This window comes from Streptomyces sp. JB150, assembly GCF_011193355.1.
Classification (GTDB): Bacteria; Actinomycetota; Actinomycetes; order Streptomycetales; family Streptomycetaceae; genus Streptomyces.
This window is the reverse complement of record NZ_CP049780.1, coordinates 4,092,170-4,118,277: the sequence shown is the minus strand read 5'-3', so window position 1 is coordinate 4,118,277 and position 26,108 is coordinate 4,092,170. Positions and strand designations below refer to the sequence as shown.

Sequence of the window (26,108 nt, the reverse complement as noted above, 5' to 3'; positions counted from 1 at the left end):
GACCGCCCCCGCCTCGGCCGCCCCGCGCCCCAGGGCCGCGCGCCTCCCCCGGCCCGCGGCCCTGGGTACAACGGATGCGCGACCGGCGCCCCGCCCCTGCCCCGGCCCGTCCGGGCCCCGCTCAGCGGAGGCCGGACGGGTCCGGCTGCGCCGGGCCGGGCTCCGGGGCGGCGGGGACGGGATCGCACGGGGCGATCCGCCCGTGCACGCCGTAGAAGCCGACGACCCGCTGGACGCTCCCGTCCGGCCGGCGCTGCCCGGTCTCCTCGAAGGCCAGGGAGTCCCCGCGGCGCAGCGTGATCTCCCAGACGGGGCCCTCGCCACCACTACGGTCGAAGTGGCCCCGGATCGTCTTCCCGCGGGGGCGGGCGCACTCGTGGCCGTCCGGCACGTCGTCCACGGCCACGTGGATGCCCTGTTCCGTCAGCCTTTCGGCGAGCTCCCGCTGGAGGGTGCCGCCGAGACCGATGTCGTTCAAGGTGACGGTCACGGTGCCGTCCGGGTGCGCCTCGACCGCGTAGGCCGGGGTCTCGGCCGGGGACCCCGGCATCAGCGCCCAGGCGCCCGCGACGGCCGCGCAGGCCAGCGCGGCGAGGCCGAGCCGCGGCGCGGTGAGGGCCGTACGACGACGGCGGGGCGTCCGGACCGATGCCGGCCCCGGTGCCGGGACGGCGACGGCGGGTTCCCGTGTCTCGCGTGTCTCGCGCGTCTCGCTCGCGCGCCGCTCGATCTCGCGGCTCAGTTCCGCGAGCAGCCGGTCCTCGAAGTTCGTGCCCATGGTGTTGCCGGTGGTCATGCCTCTCCCCCGTTCGCTCCGGTGGCGTACGACGTGGTGCAGGTCAGTGGCGTGCCGCGCGGCGCGTCGGCGGGCTCGCCCGCCGCCACCCCGCGCACCGCCCGCAGCGTCTTGCGCGCCCGGTGCAGGCGGACGCGTGCCGTCACCTGGCGGATGCCGAGCGCCGCCGCGGCCTCGGCGACGGTGAGCTGGTCGACCGCGATCAGCTCCAGCAGGGCCCGCTCGCCCTCCGGCAGCCGTTCCAGCGCGGCGAGGGCGCGGCGACCGGCGGACTCGGCGTCGAGCTTGTCCTCCAGGCGGGTGATGTCGTCGGGCTCCAGCAGCCGCCGCCCGGAGATCCGCTGGTCGCGCCGGGTCTCGCGGGCCAGGCGCCGGTGCTCGGACGAGACGACGTTGCGGGCGATGCCGTAGAGCCAGGCCCGTTCGCTGCCGAGGCCGGGCCGGTAGGTGTGGGCGGAGTCGAGGACCGCGAGGAACACCTCGGCCGTCAGGTCGGCGACCGAGTGGGCGTCGCGGACACGCCGGGCCACGAAGGAGGTCACGGCGTCCACGTGGCGGCGGTAGAACTCCTCGAAGAGCTGGGGATCGCGGACCGCCGCCGCGGGCCCGCCCCGTATGCCGTCCACAGTCTGTTCCCCTCTCGTCGGGTCGCGCACGGTCAGTGCCTCACCCGTACTTGGCCGCACGTGTGAAAGGCGTTACAGCCGCTGAACTTCGCCCCCGCCGCGTCCGTGGGTACGGATGACCCCCACAGGAACGGACCCCGCCGATCACCCCACCGGATCACCCCACCCGAACACCCCACCGAACACCCCGCTGATCCCCCACTCGACCACCCCACCAGAGCCACCCCACAGGTCTAAACCAATTTCCCGTCGACCCTTGTCATCGGCCCCCCGGGTCTGATGAGCTGTGGCCTGGGACACAACGGACACCCTGGGAAAGGGAGATGTCGTGAGCAACGAAAGCCTGGCCAACCTGCTCAAGGAAGAGCGCAGGTTCGCACCCCCCGCCGACCTGGCAGCCAACGCCAACGTCACCGCGGAGGCGTATGAACAGGCCAAGGCTGACAGGCTCGGCTTCTGGGCCGAGCAGGCCCGACGGCTGACCTGGGCCAAGGAACCGACCGAGACGCTGGACTGGTCGAACCCGCCGTTCGCCAAGTGGTTCAAGGACGGCGAGCTGAACGTCGCGTACAACTGCGTCGACCGCCATGTCGAGGCCGGCCACGGCGACCGGGTCGCCATCCACTTCGAGGGCGAGCCCGGCGACAGCCGCTCCCTCACCTACGCCGAGCTGAAGGACGAGGTGTCCCGCGCCGCGAACGCCCTGCTGGAGCTGGGTGTCCGCAAGGGCGACCGGGTCGCCGTCTACATGCCGATGATCCCGGAGACGGCCATCGCCATGCTGGCCTGCGCCCGCATCGGCGCCGCGCACTCGGTGGTCTTCGGCGGCTTCTCCTCCGACGCGCTCGCGACCCGCATCCAGGACGCCGACGCCAAGGTCGTCATCACGGCCGACGGCGGCTACCGGCGCGGCAAGCCGTCCGCGCTGAAGCCCGCCGTGGACGAGGCGCTCGGCAAGGTGGACAACGTCGAGCACGTGCTCGTGGTCCGCCGTACCGGCCAGGAGATCGCCTTCACCGAGGGCCGGGACGTGTGGTGGCACGACCTCGTCGGCCGCCAGAGCGCCGAGCACACCCCCGAGGCCTTCGACGCCGAGCACCCGCTGTTCATCCTCTACACCTCGGGTACGACGGGTAAGCCGAAGGGCATCCTGCACACCTCCGGCGGCTACCTCACGCAGGTGGCGTACACCCACCACGCGGTGTTCGACCTCAAGCCGGAGACGGACGTCTACTGGTGCACCGCCGACGTCGGCTGGGTCACCGGGCACTCGTACATCGTCTACGGCCCGCTCGCCAACGGCGCCACCCAGGTCATGTACGAGGGCACGCCGGACACCCCGCACCAGGGCCGCTTCTGGGAGATCGTGCAGAAGTACAAGGTCACGATCCTCTACACCGCGCCCACGGCGATCCGTACGTTCATGAAGTGGGGCGACGACATCCCCGCGAAGTTCGACCTGTCTAGCCTCCGCGTCCTCGGCTCGGTCGGCGAGCCGATCAACCCCGAGGCCTGGATCTGGTACCGCAAGCACATCGGCGCGGACCGGACGCCGATCGTGGACACCTGGTGGCAGACCGAGACCGGCGCGATGATGATCTCGCCGCTGCCCGGCGTCACCGAGACCAAGCCGGGGTCCGCGCAGCGCCCGCTGCCCGGCATCTGTGCGACCGTCGTCGACGACGAGGCGAACGAGGTGCCCGACGGCGGCGGTGGCTACCTGGTGCTCACCGAGCCGTGGCCGTCGATGCTGCGCACCATCTGGGGCGACGACCAGCGGTTCCTCGACACCTACTGGTCCCGCTTCGAGGGCAAGTACTTCGCGGGCGACGGTGCGAAGAAGGACGACGACGGCGACATCTGGCTGCTCGGCCGCGTCGACGACGTCATGCTCGTCTCCGGCCACAACATCTCCACCACCGAGGTCGAGTCCGCGCTCGTCTCGCACCCGTCGGTCGCCGAGGCGGCCGTGGTCGGCGCGGCGGACGAGACGACCGGCCAGGCGATCGTCGCGTTCGTGATCCTGCGCGGTACGGCGGCGGAGACCGAGGACCTGATCGCCGAGCTGCGGGGCCACGTCGGCGCCACGCTCGGCCCGATCGCCAAGCCCAAGCGGATCCTGCCGGTGGCCGAGCTGCCGAAGACCCGCTCCGGCAAGATCATGCGCCGCCTGCTGCGCGACGTCGCCGAGAACAGGGCCCTGGGCGATGTGACCACCCTTACCGACAGCAGTGTCATGCAGCTCATTCAGGCGAAGCTCCCGGCGGCGCCCAGCGAGGACTGATCGCCTCACCGTGCGGGGTGCCCGGCGCCGAGTGTGCCGGGCACCCTTGCCACGTCTAGGGTGGACGCAGGTGACCACTGCCACCATCATTAGATAAGCTAAGCAAATAGGTGCGCCGGGAAGTCTGGTCGGCAAGCGTTCCATGCTGCCCACCCACCGGAGGTCCCCGTGTCCGCGCCCCGCACCCCCCGCAAGGTCCTCGGCCGGCTCTCCCTCCCCGAGCGGACCTTCGTCGCGAACGCGCTGCGCACCGAGACGGTCGGCGGCGTCCTGCTACTGGTGGCCGCGGCAGCCGCCCTGATCTGGGCGAACGTCCCCGCGCTGCACGACAGCTACGAGACGGTCAGCCACTTCCACATAGGACCCGAGTCCCTCGGCCTCGACCTCTCCGTCGCCCACTGGGCCGCCGACGGACTCCTCGCGATCTTCTTCTTCGTCGCGGGCATCGAGCTCAAGCGCGAACTCGTCGCCGGTGACCTGCGCGACCCCAAGGCCGCCGCCCTCCCGGTCGTCGCCGCGCTGTGCGGCATGGCCGCGCCGGCGCTGGTCTACGTCCTGACCAACACCGCGGGCGGCGGCTCCCTGGCCGGCTGGGCGGTCCCCACGGCCACCGACATCGCCTTCGCGCTCGCCGTGCTCGCGGTGATCGGCACCTCGCTGCCGAGCGCCCTGCGCGCCTTCCTGCTGACCCTCGCCGTCGTCGACGACCTGTTCGCCATCCTGATCATCGCGGTGTTCTTCACCGACACCCTGCACCTCGCCGCCCTCGGCGGCGCCGTCGCCGGCCTCGCCGTCTTCTGGCTGCTGCTGCGCAAGGGCGTGCGCGGGTGGTACGTGTACGTGCCGCTGGCGCTGGTGATCTGGGCGCTGATGTACAACAGCGGCGTCCACGCCACCATCGCCGGCGTCGCGATGGGCCTGATGCTGCGCTGCACCACCCGCGAGGGTGAGCGGCACTCCCCCGGCGAGCACATCGAACACCTCGTACGGCCGCTCTCGGCGGGCCTCGCCGTGCCGCTGTTCGCCCTGTTCAGCGCCGGTGTGCCGGTGTCCGGCGGGGCGCTGGCCGACGTCTTCACCCAGCCGGAGACGCTGGGCGTGGTGCTGGGCCTGGTGGTCGGCAAGACCCTCGGCATCTTCGGCGGGACCTGGCTGACGGCGCGGTTCACCCGGGCCTCGCTCAGCGACGACCTGGCCTGGCCGGACGTGTTCGCGGTGGCCACCCTGGCCGGCATCGGCTTCACCGTGTCGCTGCTCATCGGCGAGCTGGCCTTCGAGCAGGACGCCGCGCTCACGGGCGAGGTCAAGGCCGCCGTACTGACCGGCTCGCTGCTCGCGGCGACGCTGGCGACGGTGCTGCTGAAGATCCGGAACGCCAAGTACCGCCGGATGTGGGAGACCGAGGAGCGCGACGACGACCGCGACGGCATCCCGGACATCTACGAGCAGGACGACCCGGAGTACCACCTGCGGATGGCCGCCCTCCTGGAGCGCAGGGCCGCCGAACACCGCAGGATCGCCGACGAGAAGGCCGCCGCGCGCCACGCGGTTGCCGAAGTAGCCGGCGGGGCAGGCGAGGAGAACGACGGTCCGGCATGATCTGACGAGACGGTACACAGGACGGGACCGTCCCGTCAGGCAGAAGAGGGAGACCCGCGATGAGCGCACCCGACGGCAGCCCGGTCGGCGCCGAACGCAGCATCGGCCAGCTGTTCGCCACGGCGACGACCGAATTGTCCGCGCTGGTGCACGACGAGATCGCCCTGGCCAAGGCGCAGCTGCGACGGGACGTCAAGCGGGGCGCGACCAGCGGCGGTGCCTTCATGGCGGCCGGGTTGCTCCTGCTGTTCTCGCTGCCGATGCTCAACTTCGCGCTGGCGTACGCCATTCGCACCTGGAGCGGCTGGAACCTCGCCGTCTGCTTCCTGCTCTCGTTCGCGGCCAACGTGCTGATCGCCGGTCTGCTCGCGCTGATCGGCGTCGTCTTCGCGAAGAAGGCGAAGAAGGGCCGCGGCCCGCAGAAGGTCGCCGCGTCCGTGAAGGAGACCGCGGGCGTGCTCCAGAAGGCCAAGCCCCACCCGCGGCCGGAGCTGCCCGCGGACCGCGTGCCCGAGGCCATCGAGCCTGTGGCACGCTCGTCGTCATGACGGAACCCGACACTCCTTCGGCCCAGCCGGCCTCGGTCGTACGGCTCGACCTGCCCGGCGGCCACGAGGTGATCCACCGGGACGTGGCCGCCAACGGCGCGCGCTTCCACATCGCCGAGCTGGGCGACGGGCCGCTGGTGATGCTGGTGCACGGCTTCCCGCAGTTCTGGTGGACCTGGCGGCACCAGCTGGTGGCGCTCGCCGAGGCGGGGTTCCGGGCCGTCGCCATGGACCTGCGCGGCGTCGGCGGCAGCGACCGCACCCCGCGCGGCTACGACCCGGCCAACCTCGCCCTCGACATCACCGGCGTGGTCCGCTCGCTCGGCGAGCCGGACGCCGCGCTGGTCGGGCACGACCTGGGCGGCTATCTCGCGTGGACGGCCGCCGTGATGCGGCCCAAGCTCGTACGGCGTCTCGCGGTGACCTCGATGCCGCACCCGCGGCGCTGGCGCTCGGCGATGCTCTCCGACCCCAAGCAGACCGCCGCCGGCTCCTACATCTGGGGTTTCCAGCGCCCCTGGATCCCCGAACGGCAGCTCGTCGCGGACGACGCGGCCCTGGTCGGGCGGCTCATCCGGGACTGGTCCGGGCCGCGGCTGCCCGACGACGATGCGGTGCGCGTCTACCGGCGCGCGATGTGCATCCCGTCCACCGCGCACTGCTCCATCGAGCCGTACCGCTGGATGGTCCGCTCCCTCGCCCGGCCCGACGGCTTCCAGTTCAACCGGCGGATGAAGCGGCCCGTGCGGGTGCCGACGCTCCATCTGCACGGCTCCCTCGACCCGGTGATGCGCACCCGCAGCGCGGCCGGCTCCGGCGAGTACGTCGAAGCCCCGTACCGCTGGCGGCTGTTCGACGGGCTCGGCCACTTCCCGCACGAGGAGGACCCGGTGGCGTTCTCCCACGAGCTGATCAGCTGGCTGAAGGACCCCGAGCCGGACCGGTGACGCCGTCCGGTGACGCCGTCCGGCGGCGCCCGTGCGTGAGGGGGCCGTGCGTGAGGGGGCCGGCGCGGCCCGTGTCCGGACGGGAACGTCTGTCCGAGGATCGGCCACATGCCCCGCGCATAGGCCAATTGGCCGTCTCCGGGGCGGTTATCGACCTTCGGGCGGGGGCACACGTCGGGGTATGGGCTGGACGCACGACTACAGTGACGCAGCAGCACGCAACCGCCGCTCGGGCAGCGCCCTGAGCTCCCACCAGCGGGGCGCGCCGCAACTCGCGGCGACCGACCCGCGGGTGGGCATCCCGCGCATCCTGCGGCGCCGTGCCCGCTGGGTCTCGGTGCGGCTGCGTCACCCCCGCGGGTGACCCGGCGCGCGCCTCACAGCGCGCAGCTGTCCGTCCCCACCTGCTGATTGGCCGTGCGCCCCGCGGCGATGTCCTCCCGGATCTCGTCCACGGTCAGCGCGTACCCCGTCTCGGCGTCGTCCAGCGACTTCGCGAACACCACGCCGTAGACCTCGCCCCGCGGGGTGAGCAGCGGGCCGCCGGAGTTGCCCTGGCGGACGGTGGCGTACAGCGAGTACACATCACGGCGGACCGTGCCCCGGTGGTAGATGTCCGGGCCGTTGGCGGTGATCCGGCCGCGCACCCGCGCCGCGCGCACGTCGTACGCCCCGTTCTCCGGGAAGCCCGCGACGATCGCGTTGTCGCCGCTGGACGCGTCGTCGTCGGTGAACTTCAGGACGGGCGCGTCGAGGTCGGGCACGTCGAGCACGGCGATGTCGCGCTCCCAGTCGTACAGCACGACCGTGGCGTCGTACCGCTTGCCCTCGCCGCCTATCTGCACGGTGGGCTCGTCGACGCCGCCGACGACGTGCGCGTTGGTCATCACGCGGCGCTCCGCGAAGACGAAGCCGGTGCCCTCCAGGACCTTGCCGCAGCTCTGCGCGGTGCCCACGACCTTGACGATGGAGCGCTGGGCGCGGGCGGCGACCGGGCTGCCGGCGAGCGCCGGGTCGGGCGGCCGTACGTCGGTGATGGGCTCGTTGGCGAACGGGCTGAAGACCTGCGGGAAGCCGTTCTGCGCGAGCACCGAGGAGAAGTCGGCGAACCAGGTGTCGGCCTGCGCGGGCAGCGCGCGGGAGACGCCGAGGAGCACCTTGGAGTTACGGACCTCCTTGCCGAGCGTCGGCAGCGTGGTGCCCGCGAGGGCCGAGCCGATCAGCCAGGCGACCAGCAGCATCGCCGCGACGTTGACGAGGGCGCCGCCGGTGGCGTCCAGGGCGCGGGCCGGGGACCAGGTGATGTACCGGCGCAGCTTGTTGCCGAGGTGGGTGGTCAGGGCCTGGCCCACGGAGGCGCAGACGATGACGACGACCACCGCGACGACGGCGGCGGTCGTGCTCACCTCCGCGTTGTCGGTGAGCGCGTCCCAGATCACGGGCAGCGCGTAGACGGCGACGAGACCGCCGCCCAGGAAGCCGATCACCGACAGGATGCCGACGACGAAACCCTGGCGATAGCCGACGATCGCGAACCACACGGCAGCGACCAGCAACAGGATGTCCAGCACGTTCACCGATTCAGGCCTCGCCTCGTCATTCTCCGGTCCCACCACTGCGGCCGGGGGCCCGGGGGTCGTCCCCCGGAACACCACGGCGCCTGGGCCACCCTGTCATGCGCGCCAGTCGAGCGGGACCTGCCTCTCGCGGTCCCAGGGGCGCTCCCAGTCGGCGTAGTGCAGCAGCCGGTCGATGATTCCGGCGGTGAAACCCCACACGAGGGCCGATTCGACCAGGAATGCCGGGCCCCGGTGTCCGCTGGGGTGGACGGCGGTCGCGCGGTTGCCGGGGTCCGTGAGATCCGCCACGGGGACGGTGAACACCCGCGCGGTCTCCGCCGGGTCCACGACGCCGACGGCGCTGGGCTCGCGCCACCAGCCCAGCACGGGGGTGACGACGAAGCCGCTCACCGGGATGTACAGCTTCGGGAGCACGCCGAAGACCTGGACGCCGGCCGGGTCGAGGCCGGTCTCCTCCTGGGCCTCGCGCAGCGCCGCCCGCAGGGGTCCGTCGCCGTGCGGGTCGCCGTCCTCCGGGTCGAGGGCGCCGCCCGGGAAGGACGGCTGGCCGGCGTGCGAGCGCAGCGTGCCGGCGCGCTCCATCAGCAGCAGCTCCGGGCCCCGGTCGCCCTCGCCGAACAGGATCAGGACGGCGGACTGGCGGCCCGCCCCGTCCTCCGGCGGCAGGAAGCGGCTCAGCTGCAGCGGCTCCACGGTGTCGACCGCGCGGACCACCGGGTCCAGCCAGCCCGGCAGCCCTTTCCTGCTGACCACCACGGCTCCGCTCCGCGTCTCACTCGCCCGGCTCATCCCCACCCCCGTCGTCCTGCCGTGTCCAACGCCCGGGGTGCCCGGGATCGTTCCGCCGCGTCTTCCCTCACCCGGCGGCCCCCAGCGGCGGGGCCGGTTTGCCGCCCGCGTCCAGGTAGGCCTGCGGGGGGTTGAGGCGCTGTCCGGGGAAGCCGCCCTTCTCGTACTTCAGCAGCTTCCTCGCCTTCTCCGGGTCCGTCTCGCCCTCGCCGTACGCCGGGCACAGTGGGGCGATGGGGCAGGCGCCGCAGGCGGGCTTGCGGGCGTGGCAGATGCGGCGGCCGTGCCAGATGACGTGGTGCGAGAGGTCCGTCCAGTCGCTCCTCGGGAACAGCGCGCCGACGGCGGCCTCGATCTTGTCGGGGTCGGTCTCGTCGGTCCACTTCCAGCGCCGGACGAGCCGCTGGAAGTGCGTGTCGACGGTGATGCCGGGGTGGCCGAAGGCGTTGCCGAGGACGACGAAGGCGGTCTTGCGGCCGACGCCGGGCAGCTTCACGAGGTCCTCCAGGCGGCCGGGGACCTCGCCGCCGAACTCCTCCGTCAGCGCCTTGGACAGCCCTATCACCGACCTGGTCTTGGCCCGGAAGAACCCGCAGGGCCGCAGGATCTCCTCGACCTCCTGCGGGTCGGCCGCGGAAAGGTCCTCGGGGGTGGGGTACCTGGCGAACAGCGCGGGCGTGGTCTGGTTGACGCGCAGGTCGGTGGTCTGGGCGGAGAGCACCGTGGCGACCAGCAGCTGGAAGGGGTTCTCGAAGTCCAGTTCCGGATGGGCGTACGGGAAGACCTCGGCGAGTTCGCGGTTGATCCGGCGGGCGCGGCGGACCAGGGCGGTACGGGACTCGCCGCTCGGCGGGTGCGGGGTGATGGTCTTCGCGGGCGGCGCCTCGCGCACGGCCGCGGCGGCCTTCTTCGGCGCGATGCCGGCCTTCTTCACCGCGGCTCTCCGCACGGGACCGCCGGCCGCGGGGGCTTTGTCGGCGGGGGCCTTCCGGGCGGGGGGCGCCTTCTTGGCCGCCGCCTTCTTCGCGGGGGTGGCCTTCTTCGCGGGGGTGGCCTTCTTGGCGGTGGCCGCCTTCTTCGCCGCAGCCTTCTTCACGGTGGCCGCCTTCTTCGCGGCACCCGCGTTCCCGGCCGCGCCCGCGTTCCCGGCGGCGGTCGCCTCTGCGGCGGAAGCCGTCTTCCTCGCCGGGGCCGACTTCTTCGCAGCCGCCTTCTTTGTCACCCTTGCCGTCTTTGCCGTTTTTTCTTCACCGCCGGAGGCCTGTTCGCCCACAGCGGAATCGCCACGTACAACCACCCGCGCAGCCCCCTCGGCCTGTGCTCTCACCGGCGATTTGGACACCCGGCCAGCCTACGGCCCGCCACTGACATCCGCCGGGGACCCGGAAGATCGGCGCCCAATTGGACCCCTGACGCTTACCCCGGTACACCAGTGCGGCATCCTTGTGACAGATCACACTGTTTGGACCGTCCGGCAAAATGGGCACCACGGTCCCCTGGTACGAGGGGGAACAAGATCCCCTGAGCAGGTCGACAAGGAGAGAACTCGTGGACGACGTTCTGCGGCGCAATCCGCTCTTCGCGGCGCTCGACGACGAGCAGGCCGCGGAGCTGCGTGCCTCCATGAGTGAGGTGACCCTCGCGCGGGGTGACTCCCTGTTCCACGAGGGCGACCCGGGCGACCGGCTCTACGTCGTCACCGAGGGCAAGGTGAAGCTCCACCGCACCTCGCCCGACGGCCGCGAGAACATGCTCGCGGTGGTCGGCCCCGGCGAGCTGATCGGCGAGCTGTCGCTGTTCGACCCGGGCCCGCGCACCGCGACCGCCACCGCGCTCACCGAGGTGAAGCTGCTCGGCCTCGGCCACGGCGACCTCCAGCCCTGGCTGAACGCCCGCCCGGAGGTGGCCGCCGCCCTGCTGCGCGCCGTCGCCCGCCGGCTGCGCAAAACCAACGACGCCATGTCCGACCTGGTCTTCTCGGACGTCCCGGGCCGTGTGGCGCGCGCCCTGCTGGACCTCTCGCGCCGCTTCGGCGTGCAGTCCGAGGAGGGCATCCACGTCGTCCACGACCTCACCCAGGAGGAGCTGGCCCAGCTCGTCGGCGCCTCCCGCGAGACGGTCAACAAGGCGCTCGCGGACTTCGCCCAGCGCGGCTGGCTCCGCCTGGAGGCCCGCGCGGTGATCCTCCTGGACGTCGAGCGCCTGGCGAAGCGCTCGCGCTGACGCCGGTCACGTGCCTCCACGGCGACGGGGTCCCGCCTCGGAAACGAGGCGGGACCCCGTCGCCGTACGCGCACCCACCGCGCGGAGCCCGGCCAAGGCGCCCCAGGGGTGGGGCATCCCCTAGATGAGCCCGTGCTCCTCCAGGTACTCCAGCTGCGCCCGCACCGACAGCTCCGCCGCCGGCCACAGGGAGCGGTCCACGTCGGCGTAGACGTGGGCCACGACCTCTTCAGCCGTGCGGTAGCCGTCCTCGACGGCCGTCTCCACCTGGGCGAGGCGGTGGGCGCGGTGGGCGAGGTAGAACTCGACGGCGCCCTGGGCGTCGTCGAGGACCGGGCCGTGGCCCGGCAGGACGGTGTGGACGCCGTCGTCGACCGTGAGGGACCGCAGGCGGCGCAGGGAGTCCAGATAGTCGCCCAGGCGGCCGTCGGGGTGGGCCACGAGCGTCGTGCCGCGGCCGAGGACGGTGTCGCCCGTCAGGACCGCCCGGTCGGCCGGGAGGTGGAAGCTCAGCGAGTCCGAGGTGTGGCCGGGCGTCGGCACGACCCGCAGCTCCAGGCCGCCGACGCTGATCACGTCACCGGCGCTCAGCCCCTCGTCGCCGAGCCGCAGCGCCGGATCGAGGGCACGCACGCGCGTGCCGGTCAGTTCGGCGAAGCGGGCGGCGCCCTCGGCGTGGTCGGGGTGGCCGTGGGTCAGCAGGGTCAGCGCGACGCGCTTGCCGGCCTGCTCGGCGGTGTCGACGACGCGCTGGAGGTGCCCCTCGTCCAGCGGCCCCGGGTCGACCACGACGGCGAGGCCGGAGCCGGGCTCCGACAGGATCCAGGTGTTGGTGCCGTCCAGGGTCATCGCGGACGGGTTGGGCGCGAGGACGTTGACCGCCCGCGCGGTGGCCGGCCCGGAGAGGACCCCTCCGCGCGGCCGGCCGGGAAGCACGCTCGGGTCGGTCATGCCGGTCCTCCCCCGGTCGGGATGTGCTTGGTGAACTCGTCGTGCCCCGGCCAGGACAGCACGATCTCCCCGCCCTCCAGACGGGCCTCGGCGAGGACGGGAGCGAGGTCCCGGGCCGGCGCGGCGGCCAGCACCTCGGCGGCCGTGCCGTACGGCGTGAGCTGGCGCAGGGTGGCGATGGTGGGCGGCATCATCAGCAGCTCGCCCTTGTCGTAGGCCGCCGCCGCGTCCGCGGGCCGGATCCACACCGCGCGGTCGGCCTCCGAGGAGGCGTTGCGGGTGCGCTGGCCCTCGGGGAGGGCGGCGACGAAGAACCAGGTGTCGTAGCGGCGGGGCTCGAACTCGGGGGTGATCCAGCGGGTCCACGCGCCCAGCAGGTCGGAGCGCAGCACCAGCCCGCGGCGGTCCAGGAACTCGGCGAACGACAGGTCGCGGGCGACGAGCGCCGCGCGGTCCGCCTCCCAGTCGTCGCCGGTGGTGTCGCCGACGACGGTGTCCGCGGTGGGCCCGGCGAGCAGGACGCCCGCCTCCTCGAAGGTCTCCCGGACGGCGGCGCAGACGATCGCCTGGGCGCCCGTCTCGTCGACCCCGAGCCGGTCCGCCCACCACGCGCGCGTGGGGCCCGCCCAGCGGACGGCGCGCTCTCCCCCGTGCTCCGGGCCCCGCTCGGGCAGGGCGGTGTCCCCGTCCCGCGGGTCGACGCCGCCGCCCGGATAGGCGTACGCGCCTCCGGCGAAGGCCATGGAGGCGCGTCTGCGCAGCATGTGCACGGCGGGGCCGCCGTCGGTGTCCTTCAGGAGCATCACCGTCGCCGCCCGCTTCGGCCGCACCGGGGTGAGGGTGCCTGCCGTCAGCGCGCGGATGAGCTCCGGCCACTCAGGGGGGTACCACTGACCGTTCGCCATGGCCGGAGGCTATCCCGTAACGCGCGCGTGTTCGAGAGCCGGACGATCACGGCTGCCGCCGGAAGGCTACGGCTGGGTCAGCTCGACCTGGATCTCGACCTCCACCGGCGCGTCCAGCGGCAGCACCGCCACGCCGACCGCGCTGCGCGCGTGGACGCCCTTGTCGCCCAGCACCTCGCCGAGCAGCTCGCTGGCACCGTTGAGGACACCCGGCTGGCCGGTGAAGTCCGCGGCCGAGGCCACGAAGCCGACGACCTTCACGACGCGCGCGATGCGGTCCAGGTCGCCCGCGACCGACTTCACGGCGGCCAGGGCGTTGAGGGCGCAGGTGCGGGCCAGCTCCTTGGCCTCCTCCGGCGTGACCTCGGCGCCGACCTTGCCGGTGACCGGCAGCTTGCCGTCCACCATCGGCAGCTGGCCGGCGGTGTACACGTACGGCCCGGACTGCACGGCCGGCTGGTACGCGGCCAGCGGCGGGACGACGTCCGGCAGCGACAGCCCCAGCTCCGCGAGCTTCGCCTCGACCGCGCTCACGCCTGCGTCCCCGGCTTCGGCCGCTTCAGGTAGGCCACCAGCTGCTCGGGGTTGTTCGGCCCGGGCACGACCTGGACGAGCTCCCAGCCGTCCTCGCCCCAGGTGTCCAGGATCTGCTTCGTGGCATGGACGAGCAGCGGCACGGTTGCGTATTCCCACTTGGTCATGGGGCGACTGTAGCCGCTGTCGCGGAGGGGGCCGGCGGGGGCCGCGGAGGACGTTGTCCACAGCCTCCCGCTCGGGCCGGGCGCGGACTGGTTACGCTCGAAGGCGTGAGCAGGCTCCAGGTCGTCAGCGGCAAGGGCGGGACCGGAAAGACGACGGTCGCCGCAGCCCTCGCGCTGGCCCTGGCCACGGAGGGGAAGCGGACGCTCCTCATCGAGGTCGAGGGTCGCCAGGGAATCGCACAGCTATTCGAGACGGAGGCGCTGCCCTATGAGGAGCGGAAGATCGCCGTCGCGCCCGGGGGCGGGGAGGTGTTCGCCCTCGCCATCGATCCCGAACTGGCCCTTCTGGACTACCTCCAGATGTTCTACAAACTCGGGAGCGCCGGACGGGCCCTGAAGAAACTCGGCGCCATCGACTTCGCCACCACCATCGCGCCCGGCCTGCGGGACGTCCTCCTCACCGGCAAGGCCTGCGAGGCGGTCCGGCGCAAGGACAGGTCGGGCCGGTTCGTGTACGACCACGTCGTCATGGACGCGCCGCCCACCGGCCGCGTCACCCGCTTCCTCAACGTCAACGACGAGGTGGCCGGGCTCGCCCGGATCGGCCCGATACACAATCAGGCGCAGGCCGTGATGCGGGTGCTGAAGTCCGCCGAGACCGCCGTGCACCTGGTGACGCTGCTGGAGGAGATGCCGGTCCAGGAGACCGCCGACGGCATCGCCGAACTGCGCGCGGCCGGGCTGCCGGTGGGCCGCGTCGTCGTCAACATGGTCCGCCCGCACCTGCTCGACGCGGCCGACCTGGAGCGCGTACGCACCGTCGCGCACCCCGAGGTCGCCCGCGCGCTGTCGGCCGCCGGGCTCGGCGGCGACCGCCGCGGCGGGCACGCCGAGCGGCTGGTCGACCCGCTGCTCGCCCAGGCCGACGAGTACGCCGAGCGGTACACGCTGGAGCGCGAGCAGCGCGCCGTCCTCACCGAGCTGGGCCTGCCGCTGCACGAACTGCCGCTGCTCGCCGAGGGCATGGACCTGGCCGGCCTGTACGAACTCGCCACCGAGCTGCGGAAGCAGGGGATGACATGAGCCCGGAGCCCACCCCGCCCCACGCGCGCCTCGCCCCCGCGCGCGTGCTCGAGGTCGACCCGCTGCTCGACGACCCGAAGACCCGGATCGTGGTCTGCTGCGGCTCCGGCGGCGTCGGCAAGACGACCACGGCGGCGGCGCTGGGCCTGCGCGCGGCCGAGCGCGGCCGGAAGGTCGTCGTGCTCACCATCGACCCGGCGCGCCGGCTCGCCCAGTCCATGGGCATCGACTCCCTCGACAACACCCCGCGCCGGGTCAAGGGCGTCGAGGGCGACGGCGAGCTGCACGCGATGATGCTCGACATGAAGCGCACCTTCGACGAGATCGTCGAGGCGCACGCGGATCCCGAGCGGGCCGCCGCGATCCTGGCCAACCCCTTCTACCAGTCACTCTCGGCGGGCTTCGCGGGCACGCAGGAGTACATGGCGATGGAGAAGCTCGGGCAGCTGCGCTCGCGGGACGAGTGGGACCTGATCGTCGTCGACACGCCGCCCTCGCGCTCCGCGCTGGACTTCCTCGACGCGCCCAAGCGGCTCGGCTCCTTTCTGGACGGCAGACTCATCCGCGTCCTGCTGGCGCCGGCGAAGATGGGCGGCCGCGCGGGGATGAAGTTCCTGAACGTCGGCATGTCGATGATGACGGGCGCGCTGGGCAAGGTGCTCGGCGGGCAGCTGCTGAAGGACGTCCAGACGTTCGTCGCCGCCATGGACACCACGTTCGGCGGTTTCCGCACCCGCGCGGACGCCACCTACCGGCTGCTCCAGGCACCCGGGACGGCGTTCCTGGTGGTCGCGGCGCCGGAGCGGGACGCGCTGCGCGAGGCCGCGTACTTCGTGGAGCGGCTGGCCGCGGAGGACATGCCGCTCGCCGGGCTGGTGCTCAACCGGGTGCACGGCAGCGGCGCCGGCCGGCTGTCGGCCGAGCGGGCGCTCGCCGCCGCGGAAAATCTTGAGGAGTCCCGCATTGTGGATCAGGGGGGCGGGAAGGCTGGACTTCGTAACTCTCCTGACACATACGGCAGTTCGGCCCCCGACGACGGCTCCCCCGCCGCCCTGGACACCGAGGACCCCGAACGTGCTCCCGAGGAAGGCGGCGACGAGCAGCAGTCCGTCGACCGCCTCACCGCACGTCTGCTGCGGCTGCACGCCGAGCGCATGCACCTGATCGCCCGCGAGCAGCGCACCCGTGACCGCTTCGTCGCGCGCCACCCCGAGGTGGCGGTGGCCGAAGTGGCCGCGCTGCCCGGCGACGTACACGATCTCGCGGGACTGCGAGCCATCGGCGACCGGCTGGCCACCTACCGGCCCCCGGAGCCGACGGAGGACACACCGGAGGACGACGCGTGAGACCGAGCACGTGAGACCCAGCACCTGAACCGAGCGCGTGGACCAAGCGCGTGGACCGAGCACGTGATACGGGAGCCGTACGAGTGGACTCGCCCGCGGCTCCGCCCATCGACAGCACACCGCGCCGACGGCACACCCCGCACGACCCACCACTCGCGACTCACCGCTGAGCGCTCAGCGCTCAGCGCAGGTGAACGACGAGCCGTACGCGACGGCACCGGCCGAAGCCCCGCAGGGCCCCGCTCAGCTCACCGCCGCGTAGTTCTCGTACACCTGGTCGTCGTCGAGAGGCACCAGCCCGGCGCCCCGCTCGTACTCCGTACGAGCCGTCTCCAGCAGCCGGCGCCAGGAGGTCACGGTGGGCCGCCTGCGCAGCAGTGCGCGGCGCTCCCGTTCCGTCATCCCTCCCCACACGCCGAACTCGACGCGGTTGTCGAGCGCGTCGGCCAGGCACTCGGTCCGCACCGGACATCCGGTGCACACCGCCTTGGCCCTGTTCTGCGCTGCTCCCTGAACGAACAGTTCATCCGGATCGGTAGTGCGGCAGGCCGCCTGCGCACTCCAGTCGGTTACCCAGCCCATACCGGCGCCGTCCTCTCCCGAATCGAGGCTCCCCCACGGCGGCAGCGGCATATTCACCGCCGCCAGTTGAGGACGTTACGGAAGGTGGGCACAGCGCAACACCCCCTTCGGGCCCAATCTTGAATGGCCCGAACGGACTATGCGCAAGCGGCAGATCACCCGGGGGAGTGAGCCTGCGACATGCGCGGCAATCCCGGCAATCCCGGATGCTTCAGGTGCGCCACAACGGACGGCGGGTGACACACGAGGCGGATTCGGACACGCCCCCAACACACCGTCGGGCACACTCCGAGAAGTCGCCGGACCGGTCCGGGAACGTTTCGCCGCCGCCGGACGTATGCATACGTGGCCCACCGCTGTGACAGTCGAAAGCAGCTTAGGCCAAGGCATATACGCGTGTCCGGCGAATGAGAACGTAGGCTGCCCTCATGGCAAAGAAGCGCTCGGGCGGGGGTCTGTCGCCAACGCAGCAGGCCGCCAAGTTCCTCGGTGTCAGTGTGCTCGCGGGAGCCGTCATGGCCGGCATCGCGCTGCCCGCCGTCGGCGCGCTGGGGCTCGCGGCGAAGGGCACGGTCGAGGGATTCGACGAGATCCCCGCCAACATGAAGACTCCGCCACTCAGCCAGCGCACCACGATCCTCGACGCCCAGGGCGACACCCTCGCCACGGTGTACTCGCGCGACCGCACGGTGGTCGAGCTGCAGGACATCTCGCCGTACATGCAGAAGGCGATCATCGCGATCGAGGACGCCCGCTTCTACCAGCACGGCGCGATCGACCTGAAGGGCGTCCTGCGCGCCCTGAACAAGAACGCGCAGAGCGGCGGGGTCGCGGAGGGCGCCTCCACGCTGACCCAGCAGTATGTGAAGAACGTCTTCGTGGAGGAGGCCGGCGACGACCCGACGAAGGTCGCGCAGGCCACCCAGCAGACCCTCGGCCGCAAGATCAAGGAGCTGAAGTACGCGATCCAGGTCGAGGAGGAGCTGGGCAAGAAGAAGATCCTCGAGAACTACCTGAACATCACGTTCTTCGGCCAGCAGGCCTACGGCGTCGAGGCCGCCTCCCAGCGGTACTTCTCCAAGCACGCCAAGGACCTGAAGCTGGAGGAGGCCGCCCTCCTCGCCGGCATCGTCCAGTCGCCGAGCCGGTACGACCCGGTGAACGACGAGGCGGAGGCCACCAAGCGCCGTAACGTCGTGCTGCAGCGCATGGCCGACGTCGGCGACATCTCCCAGGCGGACGCCGACCGGGCCAAGAAGAAGCCGCTCGGCCTGGACGTCAGCCGCCCGAAGAACGGCTGCATCACCGCGGTCAAGGGCGCCAGCTTCTTCTGCAAGTACGTCGAGAAGGTCTTCCTCAACGACCCGGTCTTCGGCGAGACGAAGGAGGAGCGGGCCAAGCTCTGGTTCCAGGGCGGCCTGACCATCCGCACCACCCTCGACCCGCAGGCCCAGGAGTCGGTGCAGGACTCGCTCGCGGACCACGTGAACCAGTCGGACTCCGTCGCCGCCGCCGTCACCCTGGTCGAGCCCGGCACGGGCAAGATCCTCGGCATGGGCCAGTCGAAGCCGTTCGGCTACGGCGACAACGAGACCGAGATCAACTACTCGGTCGGCAGCGACATGGGCGGCTCGAACTACGGCTTCCCGACCGGCTCGACCTTCAAGCCGTTCGTCGCCGCGGCGGCGCTGGAGGAGGGCCGCCCGCCGACCCAGGAGTACTCGTCGCCGTACGACATGGAGTACCCGGAACCCGTCCAGACGTGCGCCGGCAAGCCCTGGCTGAACCCGAAGGGCGAGCGGGTCGAGAACGAGGACGAGTCCGAGGTCGGCCCGTACCGGCTGAAGGAGGCGATGGCGAAGTCGGTCAACACCTACTTCGTCCAGATGATCTCCGACATCGGCATGTGCCCGGTCATGAAGACGCTCGACGCGCTGGACGTGGTGCAGGGCAACGGCGAGAAGCTGCCGGAGGTCCCCGCGATCTCGCTCGGCTCCAAGGGCATCTCCCCGCTGACGATGGCGACCGCGTACGCCGCGTTCGCCGCGCGCGGCATGTACTGCACGCCGATCGCGATCGAGTCGATCACCAAGAAGATCGGCGACCAGCAGAAGTCCCTGGAGGTGCCGAAGTCGACCTGCTCGCGCGCCATGTCCGAGAAGACCGCGGACACCGTCAACACCCTGCTGCGCGGCGTCGTCGACTCCGGTACGGGCCAGCAGGCCGGCCTGACCAGCCGCGAGAGCGCGGGCAAGACGGGTACGACGGACGAGCGCCGCAACGCCTGGTTCGTCGGCTACACCCCGAACCTGGCCGGCGCGGTCTGGGTCGGCAGCGCCACCCAGCAGGTCAAGATGGTCGACATCACCATCGGCGGCCGGTGGCACCCCAAGGTCTACGGCGGTGAGGTGCCGGGCCCGATCTGGCGCGACGCCATGACCGGCGCGCTGGCGAACAAGGAGGCCCCGTCCTTCAGCCTGGTCGACATCCCCGACGGCGGCGACCGCGGCCGGGAGCGGGACCGCGACCGCGACCGCGGTGACGACGACAACGGCAACGGGGACGGCCAGGGCAACGGGAACGGCCCCGGCGGCGGCCTGATCGCCGGCCTCACCACCGGCGGCCTCACCACGGGCGGCACCACCACCGGCGGTACGACCGGGGGCGCCGAGCCGCAGCCGTCCTTCTCCCTCCCCGAGGGCTGGTTCGAGGGCAACGGCAACGGCGGGAACAACGGCAACGGGAACGGCGGCACCTGGCCGTAGAGCAGGTGTGCACTCCGCATCTGTGCACGTGTGCGGTACGACGACGGGGGCGCCCTCCTCGCTGGAGGGCGCCCCCGTCGTCGTGAGCCTCGTCGTCCGCCTCGGCGGTTCAGCCCGCGAGGGCCTTCTTCACGGCGGCGGCGACGCGCCCGCCCTCGGCCTGGCCGGCCACCTTCGGGTTGACGATCTTCATGACCGCGCCCATGGCCCGCGGCCCCTCGGCCCCGGCGGCCTTCGCCTCCTCCACGGCCTGGGCGACGATCTGGTGCAGCTCCTCGTCGCTGAGCTGCTTGGGCAGGTAGGCGGCGAGCACCTCGCCCTCCGCCTTCTCCCGCTCGGCCTGCTCGGCCCGACCACCCTGCGCGAACGCGTCGGCCGCCTCCCGCCGCTTCTTGGCCTCGCGGGTGATCACCTTCAGCACCTCGTCGTCGGAGAGGTCGCGCTTCTCCTTGCCCGCGACCTCCTCCTTGGTGATCGCGGCGAGCGTCAGCCGGAGCGTCGAGGAGCGCAGCTCGTCGCGCTCCTTGATCGCGGCGTTGAGGTCTTCCTGCAGCTTCGACTTGAGCGTGGTCATGGGCTCGATTGTCGCAGGTCCCGGCACCGGGGCGCCCGCGCATTTCCGGCGGCCGTACCCGGGCGCGCACCCGCCCCCGTCCCCGCCTCCTCCCCGCGACCGTCCCCGCGCACGTCCCCGCGACCGTCCCCGCGCACGGACGGCCCATCAGGTCTGACACGATGGGCGTATGCGCGCGCGATACGGAGTTCCCCTGGGAATCGCGGCGGTTGGCGCCGCCGGACTGCTCTACTCGGCGGGTTTCGAAGCCCGCTCCTTCCGTCTGCGACGGGTCACGGTCCCCGTCCTCCCCGCCGGGATGCGCCCCCTGCGCGTGCTCCAGGTCTCCGACATCCACATGGTGAGCGGTCAGCGCAAGAAGCAGCGCTGGCTGCGCTCGCTGGCGGGCCTGCGCCCCGACTTCGTGATCAACACGGGCGACAACCTGTCCGACCCGGAAGGCGTCCCCGAGGTCCTGGACGCCCTCGGCCCCCTGATGGAGTTCCCGGGGGCGTACGTCTTCGGCTCCAACGACTACTACGGCCCCAAGCTGCGCAACCCCGCCCGCTACCTGATCGAGAAGGTCCAGGGCCGCCACGGTCTGAACGGCAACCCGCCCGCCACGGGGGTGGTCCACAACCCGTGGGAGAACCTGCGCGACGGCTTCGACGCCGCGGGCTGGCTCAACCTGACCAACACCCGGGGCACGCTGAAGATCGACGGGGTCTCGGTGGAGCTGACGGGCCTGGACGACCCGCACATCAAGCGCGACCGCTACGCCGAGGTCGCGGGCGGCCCCTCCGGCACGGCCGACTTCGCGATGGGCGTGGTGCACGCCCCGTACCTGCGCACCCTGGACGCCTTCACCGCCGACGACTACCCCCTAATCCTGGCCGGCCACACCCACGGCGGCCAGCTCTGCATCCCCTTCTACGGCGCGCTGGTCACCAACTGCGACCTCGACACCGACCGCGTGAAGGGCCTCTCCACGCACACCGCGGAGGGCCGTACGGCGTATCTGCACGTCTCGGCGGGCTGCGGCACGAACCGCTACACGCCGGTACGGTTCGCGTGCCCGCCGGAGGCGACGCTGCTGACGCTGGTGGGGCGGGAGTAAGGGAGCGGCGGGAGCAGCGGGGAGGGGGCTGAGCGGGGACAGGAACCGGGGGGTGCGCTCACCCGCCCAGCCCACCCGAATCGCCCCTTTCGCCCGATTTCCTTACCGTGAGGGGCATGACCGCCCCGATACCCAGGGACATCCCGGATCTCCCCGCGATCCCGGGCATGCCCGCGCTGCTGCCCTCCCCCGTCCCGGCCACGGCGGTGGTGGAGCCCGTACGCCGCCCCCTGATCGCCGTCTTCCGGCTCCTGACCGCCCTGGCGGCGATCACGGGCGTGACGATCTACCTGCTGCTCGGCAGCCCGCTGCGCGTGCTCGGCTACTTCACCATCCAGAGCAGCATCCTGCTGGCGCCGGTCATGCTCCTCTCGGCCCGCAAGGCCTGGACGGCCCGCCGCCCGCTGCCGTCGGCGCTGACCGGCTCGGTGCTCCTCTACACGCTCATCGCGGCGCTCGTGTACCACCTGCTCCTGGTGCACACGACGACCCCGTTCACGATGGCGGACGCCCCGGCGGCCACCACCCTCTGGCACTCGGCGGCCAACCACCTCCTGCACACCGCCGTACCGGCCGCGGCGGTGATCGACTGGCTCCTGATGACCGCCCCCGGCACCCTGCGCCTGCGCCAGGCCCCCAGCTGGCTCCTCTACCCCCTCGCCTACCTGGTCTTCTCCTTCCTCCGCGGCGAGCTGCTCCTCGCCGGCACCCCGGCCCGCTACCTCTACCCCTTCCTCGACGTCGAGGCCCACGGCTACAAGGGCGTCCTCGGCAACGCCCTCCTGCTCGGCCTGTCCTTCTACGGCCTCGCCGTCCTCCTCGTGGCCCTCGACCACGCCCGCCCCAACCCGCTCCGGCACCGTTCGAAAACCGGATTTCGTCTCCAGCCGCCAGTGGGCTAAAGTAAACGACGTCGCCGCGACAAGCAGCGACATCGGGGTGTAGCGCAGCTTGGCAGCGCGCTTCGTTCGGGACGAAGAGGTCGTGGGTTCAAATCCCGCCACCCCGACGCCGTAGTACCAGGTCAGGGGCCTGATCCGCAGTGCGGGTCAGGCCCCTGAGTGGTTTCTGGGCATCTTTTGGGAGCCGTTTGGGAGCCAACCCCGGAATCCGGCTCCCAAGGGAGCGCTAGTGACGCTCCTCAGAGGCCCGACACCTCCGAGCGCAGTCGACTCAGGTTCAAGCGGCCGACTCCTGCCCCCGGCCGACTTCCTCCGGTGGATCGAGAAGCCTGAAGTCGCAGTCGCCCGGACGACGCCCCAAGCGCTGGACCATCAGAGCTCCGAGAAGTGCGGCCCCAGGGCCGCCAACCGGCCCCACGTCCGTACCGACGTAGAAGATGCCGTTCTCATCGGGTTCCCGACCGCCGCGATCGGCACCGACGGCCAGCGCGATGGAGAAGCCGAGGAGGTCGACGCGCAGACCCGCGGGCAGATCGCCGCGGAGGAACACCAGCGGATGAGCCATCCCCTCACTGTCGTACCCGGCGGCGACGACTGCGCCCAGCCCATCGGGCAGTGGATACATGTCCTCGGGAATGTACTCCACGACGCCCTTGAGGTGGTCGGCGGTGAACTGCTTCAGGTTCTCCCACACCTCGTCGTCACTCCGCCATCCGTCCTTCGGTGCCCAGTTTCCGGCCTCGTACAGAGGCAGAACGTCAGCTGGCACCTCTGGCGGGTTCCCCCGCCCCCAGTCCGAGGCGTCATCTGGTTCCTTCACCACCACGCCTTGCCCACCTGTCTCCGGCCAAAGAGTCAGGAGGGAGGCAGGCCGGTGAATGTAACGGCCGAGCAGCGACCTGATAGCGACCGCCGTCTCCTGCTCGCTCAGGCCGGCCCGCAACAGCACGCAGAGCCGCCCCGAGACGACGGTCAGTGCAGCCTGCATGCCTTGCTGCCCCAGGTCGATCGCGACGGCCCGTGCGTTCATCGTGTCCATCAGAACGGACAGCTCCAGCGCCCAGGCGTCGTGTGCGCGCATCCTTCCGGGCGCCGAGTCCTGGTGACGACTTTGCTCGGGCACGAGCCCCAGCGCTCGGTTTTGCATGGTTGCTCCTTTCCTCTACTCGGCTTGGAGCACCCAGTTTTCGCCCGTTTCCAGACTGTGCGCACGTAAAATCATGAAATGCCATTCCGTGCGCGTCACATCTGCCAGGCTGGTCAGCGTCAGCTCGTCACACACCGGGAATGAACTCTTCTCATACGGGTTGTGGTGAGGTGAGCACAGACGGTACGACGATCGCCATGCACCGATGGTCTCCGTTAAACGACCGGCAGCTCGCGCTCCTCACCCGCATCGGGGACGGAGCCGACCCCGTCACGTCGGACAGCCCAGAGTTCGCCCTCACCGCCCGCGCGCTCAAAGAGCGGCGTCTGATCACCATGCCCAAGCAGGATGGGAAGTGGCAGGCGGAGATCACTGACGCGGGGCGCTTCTACCTGGAACACGGCCATCACCCGGACCGGCCGGAACCGACGCCGCGCAAACAGCGGTCGGCGGGTTCCGAGCAACGGACACGGCCTGCCCCTCCTCCGCAGAAGCAAGACACAGCTCCGTCCACGACGAAGCCGGCGCCACAGCGCGCCGCCAAGTCCCCACAGGCGTCGCCGGCGGAAATCGGAGCCGCCTTGATCGCGGAAGTACAGCAGGCTGGGCGGTTCCTCCGGATCCCGAACCCCAGCGACCAGGAGCGAGCCCGCTACCGCAGGGCCTTCGACGCAGCCCGGCAGTGTGCGCCCGAGGGGTACCACCTGAAGTACAGCGGCCGGGCGAAAGGGGACTTCTTCCTCGGTCTACTCAGGGTGTCGGGTGAGGACGACACCGAGTGGAACCGGATCCGGCTGGCGCGCAGCCGGGTGATCAGCGATGTCGAGGACGTGATCGCCGCTGTCGCTGCGGACCACAGCGCCTTCGAGATCTCGGAGGAGGTCCTGCCGCGAGTCCTCTCGCTTCTCCGGCTCCTCGCCGAGCAGGCACTCGCCCGCCACGGCGAGATCACGGTGTCCAAGAAGCGCAAGCAGCCCAGGCCCCTGCTCACCGTTCACGGCAGGACGTACGAGGTCGGCTTCCGCGAACGGCAGAAGCAGGTCCGGTACGTGCCCAAGCAGCCGGGCCGACGTACGTACGACTGGCAGCGGGTGACGCCGGCGCACAGGTTCGAGCCATCCGGCGAGCTGGAACTGCTGATCAGCCAGCACTCGGGCTACGGCTACGGCCACAGCTACGGCTGGAAGAAGGAATGGGCCGACACCGCCAAGAAGCCGTTGGAGGAGCAGGTCGGTTCGGTGTTCCGGGCGCTGAAGGCGCGCGCGGAGGAGCAGGAGCGGGCTCGGCTGGAACGGGAGGCGGAGCAGCGACGCCTGCGAGAGGAGCGGGAGCGGCAGGAGGCGGAGCGTCGGCGTCTGGAGGCGGAGCGGGAGGAGCGCGAGAGGCGGGAGTGGGAGTCCGCCGTCAGTGCCGCCTCGATCAAGGCGGTTCACGCCCTACGAGCGGAGCACTTCGGCACAGCCCTGGAGCAGTGGAAGGTGGCTGGGGAGATCCGGGTGTTCTGCGTCGCTCTGGACGAAGCCGCCGCCACATCGGACGACGCCGTCGAAGCCGAGAGGCTGCGACAGTGGTCGGCTTGGGGGAAGGCGGAGGCCGACCGGCTGGACCCCACCATGAGCGGCAGGGGCCTGGCCGTTCTCGACTTCCACGCGGAGCCGACGGGAGATCAGCTACGGCCCTTTCTCGGCGGCTGGCACCCGCACCGGCCGGAGAGGGAACAGCCTGCGGCACGGCCCGAGCCGCCGAAGCCGACCCCGGAGCCGTGGCGCGGCTCTATCGACGCACGTCAGGATCAAGGCTGGCGATATGGACGCCAAGGTCGCGCTCAATGGTGGAGGCGATGACGCCGTGCCCACGGTCACGTAGGGCCTTGACCGCCTTCTCCACCAGCTGGCCGAGCCGGATGACCTCTTCGCGCAGTGCGACCAGCTCGTCGTAGCGCTCAGCCTTGTCCTCGCCGCACCACGCCCGGACGGTCCGCAGGACGGCCGCCTCCGCATCCAACTTGCGGTCGTCCCGACGACGGTACGAGTACCAGGAGGGCTGTGCGCGCTCCTGCTCGATGTCCTGCTGCTTGCGGTCCACCTCCGGGAGGATCTCGTCGGCGAGGCGGCCCGCTACCTGACGGGCGACGCGTTCGGTGACCGGCCAGCCGGCCAGGCACATGCCGGCACGGTTCTCGTGCACCATCGGGTCACTGCAGAGCGCGGTGGCGTCCATGCCGATGAGCGGCGCTGTCTCGTCGAGTCGGCTCAGTTCCAGAACTCCCGCGTCTGCCACCCCTCGGCGGAGGCGCAGCCTGTTCTTCGGCCGGACGAACCCGAGGATCAGGCGCGCGGCCTCGAAATCCGTGCTGCCGCGTACGTGGCGTGACGCCTCGGTCAGTCTGAGCTCTGCCTCGTCATCCGCGCGGAACGCGTCGACGTCTGGCCATGGCGCTACCAGGCAGCCGGGACTGACCCATTCCTGCAGTCCGGCGTCATCGCCTTCCAGGAACCGGACGTGGATCCAGTCAGACCTCCCACGGCCACCCACCCGAACGATCTCCACCTGCCTGACAGGGCCACCCAGCTCCTTCGGCCTCGCGCGGTATGCCCAGTGCTCGCCAATCTCCATGTCCCTATTGAGCCAGGTCCGTTGGCCCCGTTACTGGGCAATCGTCGC

General features: G+C 71.5%; 25 protein-coding genes and 1 tRNA gene. 13 read left to right on the top strand and 13 right to left on the bottom strand.

Features of this window, described 5'->3' with window-relative positions; genetic code table 11:
• Positions 1–121: 121 nt before the first annotated feature.
• Positions 122–796 (bottom strand): hypothetical protein, encoded by a 675-nt coding sequence (locus G7Z13_RS19235; protein WP_166000954.1) that lies wholly within the window; start codon positions 794–796, stop codon positions 122–124.
• A complete protein-coding gene (locus G7Z13_RS19230) occupies positions 793–1,422 on the bottom strand; it encodes a sigma-70 family RNA polymerase sigma factor (RefSeq protein WP_166000952.1) in 630 nt (209 codons plus the stop codon). The genes G7Z13_RS19235 and G7Z13_RS19230 overlap by 4 nt, the downstream gene beginning before the upstream one ends.
• Positions 1,423–1,750: 328 nt before the next feature.
• On the opposite strand from G7Z13_RS19230, the gene acs reads away from it, so the two are divergent.
• From acs to G7Z13_RS33730, 5 genes are all read left to right on the top strand, one after another.
• A complete protein-coding gene (acs, locus tag G7Z13_RS19225; protein WP_166000950.1) occupies positions 1,751–3,706 on the top strand; it encodes an acetate--CoA ligase in 1,956 nt (651 codons plus the stop codon).
• Positions 3,707–3,874: 168 nt separating this feature from the next.
• Positions 3,875–5,305 (top strand): Na+/H+ antiporter NhaA, encoded by a 1,431-nt coding sequence (gene nhaA, locus G7Z13_RS19220; RefSeq protein WP_166000948.1) that lies wholly within the window; start codon positions 3,875–3,877, stop codon positions 5,303–5,305.
• 59 nt (positions 5,306–5,364) lie between these two features.
• Positions 5,365–5,853 carry a phage holin family protein gene (locus G7Z13_RS19215; RefSeq protein WP_166000945.1) on the top strand — a complete coding sequence of 163 codons (489 nt, stop codon included), beginning with the start codon at positions 5,365–5,367 and terminating at the stop codon, positions 5,851–5,853.
• On the top strand, positions 5,850–6,800 hold the full coding sequence (locus tag G7Z13_RS19210; RefSeq protein ID WP_166000944.1) for an alpha/beta hydrolase: 951 nt from the start codon (positions 5,850–5,852) through the stop codon (positions 6,798–6,800). Before G7Z13_RS19215 ends, G7Z13_RS19210 begins: the two co-directional genes overlap by 4 nt.
• A gap of 181 nt (positions 6,801–6,981) precedes the next feature.
• Positions 6,982–7,164: a hypothetical protein gene (locus tag G7Z13_RS33730; RefSeq protein ID WP_166000942.1), complete on the top strand. Its 183-nt coding sequence runs from the start codon at positions 6,982–6,984 to the stop codon at positions 7,162–7,164.
• 13 nt (positions 7,165–7,177) lie between these two features.
• Here G7Z13_RS33730 and G7Z13_RS19200 read toward each other — a convergent pair whose 3' ends face one another.
• The 3 genes from G7Z13_RS19200 to nth all read right to left on the bottom strand — a co-directional run bounded on the left by G7Z13_RS19200 (position 7,178) and on the right by nth (position 10,265).
• Positions 7,178–8,377 (bottom strand): MarP family serine protease, encoded by a 1,200-nt coding sequence (locus tag G7Z13_RS19200; RefSeq protein ID WP_166000940.1) that lies wholly within the window; start codon positions 8,375–8,377, stop codon positions 7,178–7,180.
• A gap of 96 nt (positions 8,378–8,473) precedes the next feature.
• Complete coding sequence (locus tag G7Z13_RS19195) at positions 8,474–9,169, bottom strand: CoA pyrophosphatase (RefSeq protein WP_166000938.1); 696 nt, start codon at positions 9,167–9,169, stop codon at positions 8,474–8,476.
• A 67-nt stretch (positions 9,170–9,236) separates the two neighbouring features.
• Positions 9,237–10,265 carry an endonuclease III gene (nth, locus tag G7Z13_RS19190; RefSeq protein WP_166005106.1) on the bottom strand — a complete coding sequence of 343 codons (1,029 nt, stop codon included), beginning with the start codon at positions 10,263–10,265 and terminating at the stop codon, positions 9,237–9,239.
• A gap of 452 nt (positions 10,266–10,717) precedes the next feature.
• Between nth and G7Z13_RS19185 the strand changes: the two genes are divergently transcribed.
• On the top strand, positions 10,718–11,392 hold the full coding sequence (locus G7Z13_RS19185) for a Crp/Fnr family transcriptional regulator (RefSeq protein WP_029382547.1): 675 nt from the start codon (positions 10,718–10,720) through the stop codon (positions 11,390–11,392).
• A gap of 120 nt (positions 11,393–11,512) precedes the next feature.
• On the opposite strand, the gene G7Z13_RS19180 is transcribed toward G7Z13_RS19185, so the two are convergent.
• The 4 genes from G7Z13_RS19180 to G7Z13_RS19165 all read right to left on the bottom strand — a co-directional run bounded on the left by G7Z13_RS19180 (position 11,513) and on the right by G7Z13_RS19165 (position 13,949).
• On the bottom strand, positions 11,513–12,343 hold the full coding sequence (locus G7Z13_RS19180) for an MBL fold metallo-hydrolase (protein ID WP_166000936.1): 831 nt from the start codon (positions 12,341–12,343) through the stop codon (positions 11,513–11,515).
• Positions 12,340–13,248, bottom strand: a complete 909-nt coding sequence (locus tag G7Z13_RS19175; RefSeq protein ID WP_166000934.1) for an NUDIX hydrolase — start codon at positions 13,246–13,248, stop codon at positions 12,340–12,342. The genes G7Z13_RS19180 and G7Z13_RS19175 overlap by 4 nt, the downstream gene beginning before the upstream one ends.
• A 66-nt stretch (positions 13,249–13,314) precedes the next feature.
• Complete coding sequence (locus G7Z13_RS19170) at positions 13,315–13,782, bottom strand: RidA family protein (protein WP_166000932.1); 468 nt, start codon at positions 13,780–13,782, stop codon at positions 13,315–13,317.
• Complete coding sequence (locus G7Z13_RS19165; protein WP_166000930.1) at positions 13,779–13,949, bottom strand: DUF4177 domain-containing protein; 171 nt, start codon at positions 13,947–13,949, stop codon at positions 13,779–13,781. Before G7Z13_RS19165 ends, G7Z13_RS19170 begins: the two co-directional genes overlap by 4 nt.
• A 105-nt stretch (positions 13,950–14,054) precedes the next feature.
• Here G7Z13_RS19165 and G7Z13_RS19160 point away from each other — a divergent pair, with 105 nt between their 5' ends.
• Together G7Z13_RS19160 and G7Z13_RS19155 are read left to right on the top strand one after the other, a co-directional pair.
• Complete coding sequence (locus G7Z13_RS19160) at positions 14,055–15,032, top strand: ArsA-related P-loop ATPase (RefSeq protein WP_166000928.1); 978 nt, start codon at positions 14,055–14,057, stop codon at positions 15,030–15,032.
• On the top strand, positions 15,029–16,378 hold the full coding sequence (locus G7Z13_RS19155) for an ArsA family ATPase (RefSeq protein ID WP_166000926.1): 1,350 nt from the start codon (positions 15,029–15,031) through the stop codon (positions 16,376–16,378). Before G7Z13_RS19160 ends, G7Z13_RS19155 begins: the two co-directional genes overlap by 4 nt.
• A 243-nt stretch (positions 16,379–16,621) precedes the next feature.
• Here G7Z13_RS19155 and wblA read toward each other — a convergent pair whose 3' ends face one another.
• Complete coding sequence (gene wblA, locus G7Z13_RS19150; RefSeq protein ID WP_063608098.1) at positions 16,622–16,960, bottom strand: transcriptional regulator WblA; 339 nt, start codon at positions 16,958–16,960, stop codon at positions 16,622–16,624.
• Between the two features lie 428 nt (positions 16,961–17,388).
• Between wblA and G7Z13_RS19140 the strand changes: the two genes are divergently transcribed.
• Positions 17,389–19,725 (top strand): transglycosylase domain-containing protein, encoded by a 2,337-nt coding sequence (locus G7Z13_RS19140; RefSeq protein WP_166000925.1) that lies wholly within the window; start codon positions 17,389–17,391, stop codon positions 19,723–19,725.
• 109 nt (positions 19,726–19,834) lie between these two features.
• Here the strand turns inward: G7Z13_RS19140 and G7Z13_RS19135 are convergent, their stop codons facing one another.
• Positions 19,835–20,299, bottom strand: coding sequence for a GatB/YqeY domain-containing protein (locus tag G7Z13_RS19135; protein WP_166000922.1), 465 nt, complete (start codon positions 20,297–20,299; stop codon positions 19,835–19,837).
• A gap of 169 nt (positions 20,300–20,468) precedes the next feature.
• Here G7Z13_RS19135 and G7Z13_RS19130 point away from each other — a divergent pair, with 169 nt between their 5' ends.
• The 3 genes from G7Z13_RS19130 to G7Z13_RS19120 all read left to right on the top strand — a co-directional run bounded on the left by G7Z13_RS19130 (position 20,469) and on the right by G7Z13_RS19120 (position 22,404).
• Positions 20,469–21,395, top strand: coding sequence for a metallophosphoesterase (locus tag G7Z13_RS19130; RefSeq protein ID WP_166000920.1), 927 nt, complete (start codon positions 20,469–20,471; stop codon positions 21,393–21,395).
• Positions 21,396–21,511: 116 nt separating this feature from the next.
• Complete coding sequence (locus G7Z13_RS19125; RefSeq protein ID WP_166000918.1) at positions 21,512–22,297, top strand: Pr6Pr family membrane protein; 786 nt, start codon at positions 21,512–21,514, stop codon at positions 22,295–22,297.
• Positions 22,298–22,330: 33 nt separating this feature from the next.
• Positions 22,331–22,404, top strand: a tRNA-Pro gene (locus G7Z13_RS19120).
• Positions 22,405–22,574: 170 nt separating this feature from the next.
• On the opposite strand, the gene G7Z13_RS19115 is transcribed toward G7Z13_RS19120, so the two are convergent.
• Positions 22,575–23,444, bottom strand: a complete 870-nt coding sequence (locus G7Z13_RS19115) for a hypothetical protein (RefSeq protein ID WP_166000916.1) — start codon at positions 23,442–23,444, stop codon at positions 22,575–22,577.
• Positions 23,445–23,614: 170 nt separating this feature from the next.
• On the opposite strand from G7Z13_RS19115, the gene G7Z13_RS19110 reads away from it, so the two are divergent.
• Positions 23,615–25,288: a PE-PGRS family protein gene (locus tag G7Z13_RS19110; RefSeq protein ID WP_240926268.1), complete on the top strand. Its 1,674-nt coding sequence runs from the start codon at positions 23,615–23,617 to the stop codon at positions 25,286–25,288.
• Here the strand turns inward: G7Z13_RS19110 and G7Z13_RS19105 are convergent.
• The gene (locus G7Z13_RS19105; RefSeq protein ID WP_166000914.1) at positions 25,218–26,060 is read right to left on the bottom strand and encodes a PE-PGRS family protein; all 843 of its coding nucleotides are present in this window, start codon (positions 26,058–26,060) and stop codon (positions 25,218–25,220) included. The two genes, G7Z13_RS19110 and G7Z13_RS19105, sit on opposite strands and share 71 nt — an antisense overlap.
• Positions 26,061–26,108: the final 48 nt, after the last annotated feature.